The organism is Winogradskyella vidalii (assembly GCF_013403955.1).
Taxonomy (GTDB): domain Bacteria; phylum Bacteroidota; class Bacteroidia; order Flavobacteriales; family Flavobacteriaceae; genus Winogradskyella; species Winogradskyella vidalii.
In genome coordinates this window covers 1468277-1482891 of sequence record NZ_JABFDG010000001.1, presented here as the reverse complement: position 1 = coordinate 1482891, position 14615 = coordinate 1468277, and the positions used below count along the sequence as shown (strand labels likewise).

The 14615-nt window shown below is 33.2% G+C and carries 12 protein-coding genes; 3 read left to right on the top strand and 9 right to left on the bottom strand.

Translation table 11 applies throughout. The features are described from left to right. The first annotated feature begins 82 nt into the window (after positions 1-82). Both HM982_RS06335 and HM982_RS06330 read left to right on the top strand, forming a co-directional pair. Positions 83-637 carry a hypothetical protein gene (locus tag HM982_RS06335; RefSeq protein WP_179352250.1) on the top strand — a complete coding sequence of 185 codons (555 nt, stop codon included), beginning with the start codon at positions 83-85 and terminating at the stop codon, positions 635-637. Beyond that, on the top strand, positions 615-1703 hold the full coding sequence (locus tag HM982_RS06330; protein WP_179352249.1) for a hypothetical protein: 1089 nt from the start codon (positions 615-617) through the stop codon (positions 1701-1703). Before HM982_RS06335 ends, HM982_RS06330 begins: the two co-directional genes overlap by 23 nt. Positions 1704-1858: 155 nt before the next feature. On the opposite strand, the gene HM982_RS06325 is transcribed toward HM982_RS06330, so the two are convergent. From HM982_RS06325 to HM982_RS06285, 9 genes are all read right to left on the bottom strand, one after another. After that, positions 1859-2650 (bottom strand): hypothetical protein, encoded by a 792-nt coding sequence (locus tag HM982_RS06325; protein ID WP_179352248.1) that lies wholly within the window; start codon positions 2648-2650, stop codon positions 1859-1861. A 33-nt stretch (positions 2651-2683) separates the two neighbouring features. Beyond that, positions 2684-4066, bottom strand: a complete 1383-nt coding sequence (locus HM982_RS06320) for an MFS transporter (protein ID WP_179352247.1) — start codon at positions 4064-4066, stop codon at positions 2684-2686. A gap of 89 nt (positions 4067-4155) precedes the next feature. Further along, complete coding sequence (locus tag HM982_RS06315) at positions 4156-4980, bottom strand: M48 family metallopeptidase (RefSeq protein ID WP_179352246.1); 825 nt, start codon at positions 4978-4980, stop codon at positions 4156-4158. Positions 4981-5052: 72 nt separating this feature from the next. Next, on the bottom strand, positions 5053-7470 hold the full coding sequence (locus HM982_RS06310; protein ID WP_179352245.1) for a glycoside hydrolase family 31 protein: 2418 nt from the start codon (positions 7468-7470) through the stop codon (positions 5053-5055). A gap of 176 nt (positions 7471-7646) precedes the next feature. Continuing rightward, positions 7647-8501: a hypothetical protein gene (locus tag HM982_RS06305; protein ID WP_179352244.1), complete on the bottom strand. Its 855-nt coding sequence runs from the start codon at positions 8499-8501 to the stop codon at positions 7647-7649. Continuing rightward, complete coding sequence (locus HM982_RS06300) at positions 8498-8905, bottom strand: hypothetical protein (protein ID WP_179352243.1); 408 nt, start codon at positions 8903-8905, stop codon at positions 8498-8500. Before HM982_RS06300 ends, HM982_RS06305 begins: the two co-directional genes overlap by 4 nt. A 230-nt stretch (positions 8906-9135) precedes the next feature. After that, the gene (gene glgB / locus HM982_RS06295) at positions 9136-11070 is read right to left on the bottom strand and encodes a 1,4-alpha-glucan branching protein GlgB (RefSeq protein WP_179352242.1); all 1935 of its coding nucleotides are present in this window, start codon (positions 11068-11070) and stop codon (positions 9136-9138) included. Positions 11071-11073: 3 nt separating this feature from the next. After that, positions 11074-12339, bottom strand: coding sequence for a glucose-1-phosphate adenylyltransferase (locus tag HM982_RS06290; RefSeq protein ID WP_179352241.1), 1266 nt, complete (start codon positions 12337-12339; stop codon positions 11074-11076). A gap of 4 nt (positions 12340-12343) precedes the next feature. Further along, positions 12344-13747: a glycogen synthase gene (locus HM982_RS06285; protein WP_179352240.1), complete on the bottom strand. Its 1404-nt coding sequence runs from the start codon at positions 13745-13747 to the stop codon at positions 12344-12346. A 137-nt stretch (positions 13748-13884) separates the two neighbouring features. Here HM982_RS06285 and msrB point away from each other — a divergent pair, with 137 nt between their 5' ends. Continuing rightward, complete coding sequence (msrB, locus tag HM982_RS06280) at positions 13885-14376, top strand: peptide-methionine (R)-S-oxide reductase MsrB (RefSeq protein ID WP_179352239.1); 492 nt, start codon at positions 13885-13887, stop codon at positions 14374-14376. Positions 14377-14615: the final 239 nt, after the last annotated feature.

Sequence of the window (14615 nt, the reverse complement as noted above, 5' to 3'; positions counted from 1 at the left end):
AGACTCTTTGAATTTTAATAGTATTTGGACTGTTCTTAACGTGACATTTTTATATTTTTTTTAATCTCTTGAAAAAATAATTATGAATAAAGATGATTTAAATAACATATTTAATAGTTTGAAAGGTCAATTTGATATTGAAGCCCCTAACACTAATCATGAGCAACGTTTTTTAGAAAAGCTGAAGGCCAACGAGAATGGCTCTACTTCAGTTAAAAAGCAAACTCGTTTTAATTGGAAACCTCTTTTAGCTACTGCTGCTGCAATAGTGATTTGTTTTAGTGTATTTATAACATTAAAGCAACAACCTAAAACCTTAGACTTAGCTAATGTATCTCCAGAATTATCTGAAACACAAGATTTTTTCACTGTAACTATTGAAAATGAACTTAAAAAACTCAACCAAGAACGGTCGCCTTTAACAGAACAAATTATTAATGATGCTCTAGCGCAAATTCAACTTTTAGAAACCGACTACCAAAACTTAAAAACAGATTTAACCGAAAGTGGAAAAAACCAACGTGTCATTTATGCGATGATCTCTAACTTTCAGAACAGAATAGATATTTTAAATCATGTCTTAGAACAGATTGATGCCATTAAAACAAAAAAAAATGAATTTACAAATACCCTTTAGAATTATAGTATTGCTTTTGCTAATTCCCAGCATTGCAATCGCTAACACACCTACAGACTTGGTTAAAACAAGTAGAGAAAAACAAATAAAGAAATCCTTTGATGTATCTTCTAATAACACGCTAAAAGTGAACAACAGCTATGGTAGCATTGATGTAATTACTTGGGACAGCAATCGCATTGAATTTGATATCATTATTAAAGTTACTGGAAACGATGCTGATAAAACCCAAGAACGATTAAATGGTATTACTGTAGAGTTTTCAACAACTAATAATGTTGTTTCAGCAACCACTAGAATCAGTAAAACCAAAAATAGCTGGTGGAGTTGGGGAAATAGCAAAACAACCCAATTAGAAATTAATTATGTCATAAAAATGCCTATATCTAACCATGTAGACATCACTAATAATTACGGTGCCATTAATTTAGATCGCCTACATGGTGTAGCAAAACTTAATTGTGATTATGGTAAAATAACCACCAAAGAGCTTATGGCAGATAACAATGATTTAAGATTTGATTATAGTAGCGATTGTTATTTTGAATACATAAAAAGCGGAAAAATAACAGCGGATTACAGCGGATTCACAGTTGCAAAAACCAAAGATTTAGTTGTAAATGCCGACTATACAAAATCTGTTATTGAGGCCGCAGAAAATGCAACTTACAATTGTGATTATGGCTCTTTAAAAGTAGACCACATTAATAACTTAGAAGGCAACGGAGACTACCTAACCTTACGTATAGGAAATGTTTTTAAAAACGTAAAATTAAACGCTAATTATGGGTCTATAAAAATTGACCGAATAGCATCTAAAGCTCATAATATAGATATTAATGCCGACTTTACAGGAATTACTATTGGGCATGATACCGACTATAATTTTGACTTTGATATCGAATTAGAATATGCCTCTTTGCGAGAGTCTGACGGTTTTAATTTTATCAGTAAAGAAATAGATTATACAGAGAAAAATTATAAAGGCTATTACGGAACGCAAAATTCAGGAAATATGATAAAAATTGACTCAGAATACGGAAGTGTAAGTTTTAAAAAAAATTAGTATTCTTAGCTTTTAAAGCTAGTTACTAGGTTTAAGATTTGCTGAGACAATTTAACTATTAAATGCAGACACCTAATATCTAAGCTTGTTAATATAACTGCATAAAAAAAGGATAAGCTGTAAACTTATCCTTTTTGCATACTGTATTGTACGTATTAATTAAGATTATAGCTTACTAAAGTTCCTGAACTCAAGTCTCCGACAAACTCAATTAATCCAACATCTTTTGCGTAATAATATTGAACAACAACATCTTCTGGATTTCCAAGCGCTTCTAATGTTAGTTGTACCTGTAATACATTGTCGTATTCAACACCTTCTACTGTACGTGTTAAATCTCTAGCCATCATTTTGAAATTATAAGCGGCACTATAATCAATATCAGGAATTTCAGGATAGTTTGAATCAGTTGGTAAATAAGCTATAGTATAACTCACATTACTAACCCATTCATCTCCTTCTTCAGCAGTGTCTATTAACATTTTTGTGGTAATATACGATGTCGTTACTGAATACCCAGGAATATCAAATCCCCCAATAGCTGTTCTTAAATAGTAACTATCTCCAGATTTTAGTAACCAAGATTCAGAATTTAACAAATTGTCAAATTTGTAATATGTATCACCATCAATAACTTCTGTTTCTACCATATCATAGGTAACCTCCCCATACACTGTATCATTAAAATTCCAAATGTTACCAATAGCTCTAGGCCAATAATCACCAGATGAATCCTGACCTGTACCATCAGTACCTCCGTTATCTGTACCTCCACCGTCAGTACCACCGTCATCCGTTCCTCCATCATCCGTACCACCGCCATTTCCTGTACCATCAGAGATTCCTGAAGTTAAATCTGGATCTAAGGGCTCATTTTCACAAGACTGAATTGAAGCCACACAAATTAAAAGAATAAAAGTAAAAGCTAGTTTAGTAATTTTCATCATAATTTAGTTTATATATAAGCAAACATACTGAATTTATTTATTTTTTCTAGGAACTCTAAATAATAAGGCAATCCCAGCTAAGAAAAAGATAACTAAGAATAAAATAGCATTTCGCATACTTCCTGTGACTTGATCTATGGTCGCAAAAATCACCATACCTATTACAATACCTATTTTTTCGGCCACATCATAAAAACTAAAATACGATGTTGTATCATCTGTTTCTGGTAAAAACTTAGAATACGTAGATCTGGCTAAAGACTGTACCCCTCCCATTACTAAACCTACAAATCCTGCAGCAATATAAAATTGAAGCGGTGTTTCCATAAAATAGGCATAAAAGCAAAGTGCCATCCAAAAGAAATTTATAACAATTAACGTTATAATATTTCCAAACTTTGAAGAGGCACGAGACGTTAAAAAAGCACCAAGTATGGCCACCAATTGAATGACTAAAATACTTGTAATTAAACCTTGCGTTTTGGCTTCTGAAGTTCCCCATGCAATCTCTTCTTCACCAAAATATACAGCAACCAGCATAATTGTCTGCACCGCCATACTGAATACAAAAAAAGCGACTAAGTAACGTTTTAAAGGTAAATTTTCTTTCAGCTGAATCCATACCTGTTTTAACTCCTTTAACCCATTAAAAAACACATCTTTTGTCACTTTACCGCCTTTAGAAACTCTTTTAGGTAAAATGTAGAATGTATATTGACTAAAAAGAACCCACCACAAACCAACTGTGATAAATGAAATTCTCATGGCTTCAAATGACGCTTTATTCTTAGCTATTTTTAATGCTTCAGCTATTTCTTTTTCTGAACCTGATTCTGCTATAGTTTTTGAAATACTAATATCAAAACCAAAGCGTTCTGGCATCATAACCATAGCTAAATTTACAATCAATAGAATAACACTTCCCAAATACCCCATACCAAAGCCTTTAGCACTAATGCGGTCTTGCTGTTCTGGAAAGGCTATATCTGGCAAATACGAATTATAAAACACCAAACTTCCCCAATACCCAATGAGTCCCATAAAATAAAACAAAAGACTGATATGAATACTGTCTATACTAAACCAATACAAGCCAATACATCCCAAACTACCAACGTAGCAAAAGAATTTCATAAAGCTTTTCTTATTTCCTACGTAATCGGCAATACCAGAAAGAATTGGAGACATAAAAGCAACTACCAAAAAAGTAAACGCCGTAACATAAGTAATTAATGCGGTGCTTTTAAAAACCATTCCAAATGCTGGAACTATTTTTTCTGATTGAGATACAAAAAGCGCCGAATAAAATATTGGAAATATAGAAGAGGCAATAGTTAAGGTATAAACAGAGTTCGCCCAGTCGTAAAATGCCCAAGCATTAAGAAGTTTTTTACTTCCTTTTTTAAGTTCGCTCATAAATAATTATATCATTTTACTGGAATAGTTTCATAAAAAAAAGCCGCTCAATTGAGCGGCTTCTAAAGTAAACAAATATTATTAATATTTTAATTTATAGGTCTAAATGATGTGACACCATATTTAGCAGCTTCAGCTTTAGCTTTATCAGCTATAGATTGTAAATTTTCAATTCGAGAATCATTACTTGGATGAGAACTTAAAAACTCTGGTGGTGCTTCACCTCCACTATTGGCTTTCATACGTTTCCAAAGCTCAGCAGCCTCATCTGGATTATAACCTGCAATCGCCATTAAATAAGCCCCTATTTCATCAGCTTCCGTCTCGTGTGCACGACTAAAAGGCAACATTCCTCCAACGTTAGATGCGACACCAAATGCTTGATTATAAATGTCTAAATTTTCATCATCTGCCAAAGCTATATTACCCGCAATTGAGATACCTTGTTGAATATAAGCAGCACTCATTCTTTGTTGTCCGTGATTGGCCAAGGCATGTGCTACTTCGTGTCCCATAATAGCAGCAACACCTGTTTCGTTAGCCGCAATTGGCATAATTCCAGTATAAAAAGCTATTTTACCGCCTGGCATACACCATGCGTTTACTTGTTCAGATTCAATAAGTTTATATTCCCATTCGTAATCTTCAAGATATCCTTCGTAGCCATTTGCGTTTAAATACCGTTCTGCAGCAACCGCAATCCGCTGCCCCACACGTGTAACCATTTCGGCATCACTAGTGCCTTTAACAACTTTGCTCTCTGTAAGTACTTGGTTGTACTGTGCAAAAGCTGATGGAAACAACTGATCATTCCCCACAAACGCCATCGTTTTACTCCCTGTAAATGGGTTAGTTGCACATGAAAACACAACAGCAACAATAACAAAACTCGATATTAATTTATTTAATTTCATTTTCAAATGTATTTATAAAGTGTAATAAAAATCAATTTGTATTTATTGGACACTAAAATAATAGGTTTGTCACTAAGATTTTGATTTTATTCCTAAAATATGTAACTCAGAAAAATTCTTATCGACAACAATTGAAGCTATATTATCAACTTTTACACTTTCGTAAACCACCTTCTCATTGTCTATTTGTACTTCAACTATGTCAAAAGGTAGACCATGAAATTTAATATTGAAAGTCATATACTCCGTAATATATTTTCCTTCTTTATATTGACTAATGATAAGCTCATTAGCTCTTCCTGTTAATGAAAAATTTCTTAAACTAAAACGGCCTTTGGTATAATCGAATCCATCATTGGCATCACTAAAAAGTTCACTTTCTTCTTTACCTTCTTTATAGTAAACATCTAAAGTAATTTCAGTAATTTCTTTTTCGCCTACATATTGTTGAATAGGGTATTTTGGAATTATAGCGCCTTCTTTTATATAAATTGGCATGCTATCAATATCAGCTTCAACCCATAATTCTCTACCGCCTTCTACAACGTCATCATTCCAGAAATTATACCATTTCCCTTTTGGAAAATACATGCGTCTTCCTTTAGCGTTAGGTTCTAAAACCGGACAAGCTAAAATCTGTTCTCCAAAAATAAATTCATCCGTTCTGTAATGGGTTTGCACATCCTTTTGATCGTATAGTACCAAAGATTTTAATAATGGCGTACCATGATCAACATATTTCCAAAAAGCGGTATATAAATACGGTAATAATTGGTAACGAATTTCAATAAATTTTCTGACAATATCAGTTACATCCTTATCAAAAGCCCAAGGTTCTTGATCGCCATGATCTCCTGAAGAATGCACTCTAAAAAAAGGATGAAAAACACCTAGTTGAACCCAACGCGCAAACAGTTCGCCTTGAGGCTGCTCTGCAAATCCTCCGATATCACTTCCTGCAAATGAAAAACCAGACATGGCCATACGTTGTACTTGGATATTTGCAATCCATAAATGTTCCCATGTAGCGACATTATCGCCTGTCCAAGTGGACGTATAACGCTGTGTCCCCGAATAGGCTGAACGTGTTATAACGAAAGGACGTTTGGGGAATGAATATTTTTTTAAGCCTTGATACGTGGCTCTGGCCATCTGCATTCCATATATATTGTGAGCTTTTCTATGGCTACATGGATTTCCGTCGTAATCGTGACGAACATCATCTGGAAATGTTTTATTAGGTACTTCCATTACGGCAGGTTCGTTCATATCGTTCCAAACTCCTTTAATACCGATATCTTCAATGAGTTCTTGGAATAATCCAGACCACCAATCTCTCACTTCTGGTTTAGTAAAATCTGGAAAATAACATTCTCCAGGCCATACTTTTCCTTTCATATAATCGCCATCCGCACGCTTACAGAAATAATCTTTCTCTAGAGCTTCTTTAAAAATTGAATATTCTTTATCTATTTTAATGCCCGGATCAATGATAGCAACGGTTCTAAAACCTTGTTCTCTTAGTTCCTTGACCATGCGCTTTGGATCTGGGAAATAGTCTTTATTCCATGTAAAACAACGAAACCCTTCCATATAATCGATGTCTAAATAAATCGCATCACACGGAATTTTAAGTTTTCTAAAGGTTGATGTTATCTCTTTTACTTTACTTTCTGGGTAATAACTCCATTTACACTGGTGAAACCCTAAAGCCCAAAGTGGTGGTAAATGGTGTGGCTTACCCGTTAAATCAGTATAACTTTCTACAACATCATTCATTTTTGGTCCGTAGAAAAAATAATAATTCATTTCTCCTCCTTGCGCCCAAAAACTGGTTACATTTCTACGCTCATGTGCAAAATCGAAAGACGATTCAAATGTATTATCAAAAAAAACGCCATACGCTTTTCCATGATGAAGTCCCATATAAAATGGAATCGCTTTATAAATGGGATCCGTATCTTTTCCGAAAGCATATGAATCTGAAACCCAATTACTATAACGTTTACCCTTTAAATTAAGATGATTAGGCTTATCTCCAAGACCGTAATAACTCTCACCATCTTTAGACACTTTACTCATTTTAACAACATTGCCACCAAACTCGTAACTTTCTTCCCAATGAAAGCCATATTCGTCTTGATTAATCATAACCCCATCTTTTACATCATAGATAGTTTTACGCATATCTTCTTTAGAAATTTCGCAGCGTAATTTTGAAGTAATGACTACAAAACAAGTTTCAGTTTCTTCAATTTCTAATTTATTATAACCAATACTAGCATATTTGGTGATTGCATAAGAAAAGTCGTTATTAAAATTACCTACAGTAGTATATCTAAAACGAAGTAAACTATCTCTTACAACTGTTAACTCTAAAATAACATCATTGTCTGCCGTAAAATACAGCTTATCAACATCTTTTTTAAAGTCTATTATTTTTGAAGGAAATAAATTTCCTTTATTTTCTAATTCTGTATTTATAATCATGGGTTAATTTTTTGAAAAAATTACGAGCAAAAAAACGGAAAAAATCCAACATTAAAAAAAGTTAGCGTTGGTTATTAATAATTATTGTAAACTATAACGTTTTCGAAATCTGTATTTTACAGTTAATGAGTTTTTATTAAAAAGAAACATGTAAAACGAATTATTATTTAATTAAGTTAATGAAACCCTATTTTAGTCACTATTAATGTAATGCATCCTAATACAATTAATACATATACCAATCTAAGGAAACTGTTGTTACATAAAATTAAGCCACAAATAGCAAGTAATGCCATAAATCCTGTTTCTAATCTCGTGCAAAGTATACCGATAATCATAAAAGTAAATAATATATGAACCCATGTACTTCTGGGTTTCCACAATATAGAAATTGCTACTATAGATTCCACAATTACAGTGACCCAAGCAAAAACAAGGCTCATAAAACCAAGATTCTTAAAAATATCTTTTAATACAATCGTTTTTAAATCATTAGGGTTAGTATCGTTTAACGCTATTATATTTATTTTATTCTCTTTTATTACGTCTAAATTTTCTGGGAAAAAATTAATAAATCGGCTAAACATTCCTCCTCTATTCATCATGTAATAATAAAAATCTCCACTCATAAACTGACTCGATAATAATTTTTGAATAACCGAAGTCATTATAACAATCACTAGAAGGAACTGCATGTTTTTAGAAAGAATTTCAATCCGCTGATGATAGCTATAGCCTATGACAGGCAATACCATAAATAACAACATAAAATGATGATTAGCCACTCTAAAATACAAATAACATAGGTCTATTATAAGTAGTGTAGAAAACACAATCAAGGCAATGGGGTGTTTCGTTTTTCCTCGGTAGAAAAACCAAATAAAAGCACCTACAAAAAGCAAAGGCACTTTCCATATACGCTCATTATCTGACATTATCATGACATAAATTCCAAGCAGTAATAGTAATAATTGAATACTAATTTCAATATTACTTTTTAATTGTGCTTTTATATCTAACCAATATTTCAAAGCTCTGATTTCTTTAAATAAATTTCATTAACTAAAACCCTTGTATAGATGCCATTTTTCGAATTTACCGTAGGCTTCCATATCTGGATTTGAATACTGTCTTTCTCAGTAATTTTTAAAATTAGTTCAGCTGCTTCCTTTAAGTTTTTATCATTTGGCATTATTTTCAAATCACGGAAAGTGTTTTTTATATCAAAATTAGCTTCCATTAAAGAATCGGACGACATCCCTGGTATGTATATTTGATTATAGTAAAAATGTATGCCCGTATACATCCCATAACCACCACCTTTCCAAGGATTAAGATTTTGAGTTTTAGTAAAAAAGAAGTGTATCACAATAACAATAACGGCAAGCCATGGCACACCATACTTTAGAAAAAATGTTTTTGATTTGTTGGGCATTTTATTTTATTGATTGACTAAGATATAGAAATTGAATTAGCAACGGTTATTTTTTTTACTCGTCATTAATTATTTTGAATTAAAACCTTCTTAGAAGTAAAAAAACCTAATAGCGTTTTAATTGCTAATAGGTCTTTTTTAATTATTCATAAAAGCACAGCTATTATAAGAGCTTTACATCTATTTTTAGTGGTCCTTGTTATATATTTTGATTTAGGTTTTGACTCTGCCTAAGACTTAAGCTTGGGCTTAGCACTTTTTCCATATTGAAAGGCAACCATTCCTAATGGCGGAATGGTTATCTCAACCGATTGATCTCTAAAATGCCAAGGGTCGGCTTTTGTGGTTTTTATTTTGTTTTTATACTGCCCTGTCCCAAAATATTTCACTAAATCACTATTAAATATTTCTTTCAATTTACCTTTTCGAGGCACTCCTAATTTGTAATTTTCTTTAGGCTCTGGCGTCATATTACAGGCTACAATTATATCATCTTTTACGTCATTTCCTTTTCTAATATAGGTAAAAACTGAGTTTTTAGAATCGCCATAATCAATCCACTCAAAACCTTCTGCTAAAAATTGCTTTTCATACAAAGCCGGCGCTGTTTTATAAAGTGTGTTTAAATCTTTAATTAATTGCTGAACCCCTTGATGCGGACTGAAATCTAACAAATACCAATCGAGTTCTTGTTCAAAATTCCATTCACTACTTTGTCCAAATTCAGCACCCTGAAACAATAAATTAGTTCCTGGGTGTGTAAACATATAACTATAAAGCAACCTTAAATTTGCAAAACGTTGCCATTCATCGCCTGGCATACGACCTAAAATAGATTTTTTACCATAAACAACTTCATCATGACTTAAAGGCAACATAAAGTTTTCAGTAAACGCGTAGGTCATTGAAAATGTTAAATCATTTTGATGATAAGGTCTGTAAATAGGTTCTTTAGCAAAATACTGAAGTGTATCGTGCATCCACCCCATCATCCATTTCATGCCAAAGCCTAAACCGCCCATAAACGTAGGCTTAGAAACCATAGGAAATGCTGTTGACTCTTCTGCAATAGTCTGCACATCTGGAAAAGAGGCATAGACCGCTTCATTCATTTCTCTTAAAAAAGACATGGCTTCTAAATTTTCATTTCCGCCAAACATATTAGGTTCCCATTCCCCTTCTTCTCTACTGTAATCTAGAAATAACATGGAGGCTACTGCATCAACTCTAAGGCCATCTGCATGAAACTGATCTAACCAAAAAATAGCATTACTTATTAGGAATGACTTCACTTCATTACGACCGTAATTAAAAATTAAACTCTTCCAGTCGTGGTGATAGCCTTTTCTTTTATCGGGATGCTCATAAAGTGCAGAACCATCAAAAAAACCAAGACCATGTACATCTTCTGGAAAATGTGAAGGCACCCAATCGAGAATAATACCGATATCATTTTGATGAAATTTATCAACTAATAATTTAAATTCTTCAGGATAACCGAATCGTGAGGTTGGTGCAAAATAGCCTGTAACTTGATAACCCCAAGACGGATCATAAGGAAACTCCATGACAGGCATTAATTCTACGTGTGTAAAATTCATGTCTTTAACATACGCTACCAATTCATCTGCCATTTCAACATAAGACATAAAGCGACCTTCATCGACTTTCTTCCTCCAGGATCCTAAATGTACTTCGTATACTGAAAATGGCGCCTCTATAGCATTGTGTTTTTTACGCTTAGTTAGCCATTGCTTATCTTTCCAAGCGTAAGAATCATCCCAAACAATAGAGGCTGTTTTTGGATTATGTTCATACCGTCTCGCATAAGGATCTGCCTTCTCGGTTTTAATATCGTTATTGTTACTATGAATTTTGTATTTATAGACACTACCTTTGCCTGCTCCCGGAATAAAACCTTCCCAAATACCGCTAGAATCCCAACGTACATTGAGTGGGTGTTCTCCTTCTGTCCAAAAATTAAAATCACCAATAACGGATACACTTTTAGCGCTCGGTGCCCAAACCGCAAAATACACACCTTCTACACCATCTACAGTAGTGATATGTGAACCAAATTTCTCGTACAGTCGGTAATGTTTTCCAGATTTAAAAAGTCCGATATCAAAATCCGTAAAACGACTGTGTGCAATTACTTTTGCCATATATTAAAGTACAAAACCTTTAGGAATTACAGCACCTTTTTTGAGTACCACAATACCGTCTTTTATTACATATTTATCTGTTTCGGTATCTTCAAGATGTGGTCCTCCATTAATTCTTACATCATCTCCTATACGTACATTCTTATCTATTATGGTGTTTTTAATATAACAGCGCTCTCCTATTCCCACTAATATTTCAGTGTGGTTTCTATTTATACCTTCTAAAGATTCATAATCGTCATTACCCATCATATAGGTATTAATAATGGTAGAGTCTTTACCTATCCGCGAACGAATACCAATTACAGATTTTTCAATTTTTGCGGCACCAATGATACAGCCTTCTGAAATCACTGCCTTTTCTAAACTAGTACCTGAAATTTTAGACGTCGGAAGAATACGTGCATTAGTATATACACGTTGTTTAGAATCATACAAATTAAATTGTGGTATATCATCTGTTAAACCAATATTGGCTTCAAAAAAGGAATCGATACTACCAATATCTGTCCAATATCCTTCAAACGGATAACTTATTGTTTTATATTTTTCAATGGATTGCGGTATAATTTCTTTTCCAAAATCGACTGTACTTTCATCTTCCATAAGCTTCACTAATAGCTCTCTGTTAAACACATAAATTCCAGTAGAGCCTAAATATTCTCGTCCTTGACTTTTCATTTCATCACCCACATCTGACTTCCAATCTACTAATAAGTCTGATGATGGTTTCTCAATAAATGAGGTAATAACATTTTCTTCATTAGACTTTAAGATTCCAAAAGACGTGGCATCTTTAGCATTAACAGGATATGTAGCGACTGTAATATCAGCATTACTTTCAATATGTTTATCAATAATATCGTTATAATCCATCTGATATAATTGATCTCCAGAAAGTATTAAAGCATACTCAAAATCGTGTTGCAAAAAGTGATGCATACTTTGTCTTACGGCATCTGCTGTACCTTGAAACCATTTATCGCTTTTAATCGTTTGCTCTGCCGCCAATACATCTACAAAAGCAGAACTAAAAAAACTAAAGTGATACGTATTTTTAATATGCCTATTAAGCGATGCAGAGTTAAACTGTGTAAGTACATACATACGTTTCATATCAGAGTTGATACAATTAGAAATTGGGATATCAACCAAACGATATTTCCCTGCAATTGGTACTGCGGGTTTCGACCTTTTTTCTGTGAGTGGATATAACCGAGATCCTTGACCTCCTCCTAAAATAATTGATAATACTCTGTCGTTAATCATGTTGTTAGTTTATTGAATTGTATAGGTTTATATATGCATTTGCTGAGGCTTTCCAAGAGTGATCAATACTCATGATGTGTTTTCTATTAGCATTAAATTTAGTTTGGTCTTTATAGAATTCTAATGCGCGATTAATTGCGAATACGATATCGTGAACAGCGACTTCATTATGGCAGATTCCGAAACCATGATTATCGATATCCACAACAGTATCTTTAAGACCGCCTATGCTACGAACTACAGGAACAGTTCCATATCTTAAACAATACATTTGATTAAGTCCACAAGGTTCTACGCGCGATGGCATTAATAAAAAATCGGCTCCTGCATAGATAATATGAGACAGCTTTTCATCATAGCCAATAAAAACATTATAATTTTCATGATGTAATGTTTTTAAATGACTAAGTTGTGCTTCTGTTTCTTTAAGACCAGAACCCAATAAAAGAATATTTGCTTCTTTGTTTTGCATGATATTATGAAAAACTTCAGGTAATAGTTCAGCGCCTTTCTCACCAACCAAGCGTCCTATAAAGGCTATTAAAGGTTTGTTCTCATCGAGATTAAACGTTTTACAAAGCCACTTTTTATTTTCTTTTTTACCAGATTTTACGGAGGTTTTGCTATAGTTTTTAATAATAAAATCATCAGTTTCAGGGTTCCATACGTCGGTATCTATACCATTTAAAATCCCCTCTGTTTTAGCACTTTCATGCGCTAAAAGATGTTCTAATCCATTGGCATTATGCTTAAGTTCCTCCATATAGCTCGGCGAAACAGTAGTCACTCTCCAAGCACATTTAATGGCTGCAGCAAGCGGATTAATCATCTTATCCCAATCTAACAACCCAATGTTTTCCATACTAAACTGAGGGATTTTATAAAGATGCTTATATGACATCCAACCTTGGTATTGTGCATTATGAATGGTAGTGATCACTGGTATTTTATTTAGTGATTCATATTTATAGGATTCTTGAGTCATGAATGGAATTAACCCGGTATGATGATCATGACAATGTAGAATATCGGGTTGATGTTCTAGAGTTAAAATCCAATCTAAAGCCGCTATCTGAAAGGCTAAAAAGCGATCAATATCATCGTTAGAATACACATATGTTTTATAAAGTAATTCTTCAACATCAATAAAAAATACTTCAAAATCTAAATTGCTATCTAAAGCTTTTAATACACGATAAGGATAGACCGCATTTCCAAGATAAAGTTCACTATTAAAAATTGTTTCAAACTCATGATTCTTGGTAAATTCATTATTGTAAAATGGCATGATTACAGCACTAGCCTCACCAACCTCATTTTGGTATTTTGGCAAAGCACCAACAACATCTGCCAAGCCTCCAATTTTAGCTATAGGATAACATTCGGCACTTAGATGGAATATCTTCATTTACAATTTTTGTCCATAAATTTAGCAATTTTTTTTCATAAAAATTATGCTATTCGCAAATAAATTGAAAGATATTAGTAATTAAACAAAGCTTAATACGACTCATTAAATAAATTAACTTTTACAATCTCTAAAAAATGAAAAAAATTCTTATAATGAGTTTAATTGTAGCTTTATACAGCTGCAACGGTTCTGCTCAAAAAAACAAAACTTCAGAAAGTGAAAAAGCAACGTTCAACATTACCAAAACTGAAGCCGAGTGGAAAGCTGAACTTACAGAAAAACAATATTATGTATTGCGAGAAGCTGGAACAGAACGCGCTTTTTCTAGTCCCTTAAACAAAAACTACGACAAGGGTACTTACCATTGTGCCGCTTGTAATACGCCATTATTTGAAAGTAAACATAAATATGATTCAGGTAGTGGTTGGCCAAGTTTTGACCGTGTAATTGAAGGCAATGTCGCCTTTAGCACAGATAACAAAATAGGTTATACGAGAGTTGAAGAACATTGCGCAAACTGTGGTGGTCATTTAGGGCATGTTTTTAATGATGGACCAAAAGAAACTACAGGAGAGCGTCATTGTGTAAATGGTGTTGCTTTAGAATTTGTTCCTTCTAATGAATAAACTTAATGCATTTGTTCTTGTGAATCTAACTTATTAAAATCGTTAATCCAATAATCGTAGCTCAATTAAATTTTATAGGTGAAAATGTCGAAAACGATTTAGAAAGAATTTTGATTAAAAAAAATACAAACACGAACCAGATATTAATTTAATCGCAAATAAAAACACCTATTTTTACAATTTAATACCTCAAAAAATTAACGTTATCTTTCTGAAATTTCTTATTTTTGTGACTACAA

What these genes read in the sequence shown, in the direction of transcription:
- HM982_RS06335 (WP_179352250.1), top strand. Translation starts at nt 83, where the DNA reads ATGAATAAAGATGATTTAAATAACATATTTAATAGTTTGAAAGGTCAA.
- HM982_RS06325 (WP_179352248.1), bottom strand. Translation starts at nt 2,650, where the DNA reads ATGATGAAAATTACTAAACTAGCTTTTACTTTTATTCTTTTAATTTGT.
- HM982_RS06310 (WP_179352245.1), bottom strand. Translation starts at nt 7,470, where the DNA reads ATGATTATAAATACAGAATTAGAAAATAAAGGAAATTTATTTCCTTCA.
- glgB (WP_179352242.1), bottom strand. Translation starts at nt 11,070, where the DNA reads ATGGCAAAAGTAATTGCACACAGTCGTTTTACGGATTTTGATATCGGA.
- HM982_RS06285 (WP_179352240.1), bottom strand. Translation starts at nt 13,747, where the DNA reads ATGAAGATATTCCATCTAAGTGCCGAATGTTATCCTATAGCTAAAATT.
- msrB (WP_179352239.1), top strand. Translation starts at nt 13,885, where the DNA reads ATGAAAAAAATTCTTATAATGAGTTTAATTGTAGCTTTATACAGCTGC.
- HM982_RS06290 (WP_179352241.1), bottom strand. Translation starts at nt 12,339, where the DNA reads ATGATTAACGACAGAGTATTATCAATTATTTTAGGAGGAGGTCAAGGA.
- HM982_RS06300 (WP_179352243.1), bottom strand. Translation starts at nt 8,905, where the DNA reads ATGCCCAACAAATCAAAAACATTTTTTCTAAAGTATGGTGTGCCATGG.
- HM982_RS06320 (WP_179352247.1), bottom strand. Translation starts at nt 4,066, where the DNA reads ATGAGCGAACTTAAAAAAGGAAGTAAAAAACTTCTTAATGCTTGGGCA.
- HM982_RS06330 (WP_179352249.1), top strand. Translation starts at nt 615, where the DNA reads ATGAATTTACAAATACCCTTTAGAATTATAGTATTGCTTTTGCTAATT.
- HM982_RS06315 (WP_179352246.1), bottom strand. Translation starts at nt 4,980, where the DNA reads ATGAAATTAAATAAATTAATATCGAGTTTTGTTATTGTTGCTGTTGTG.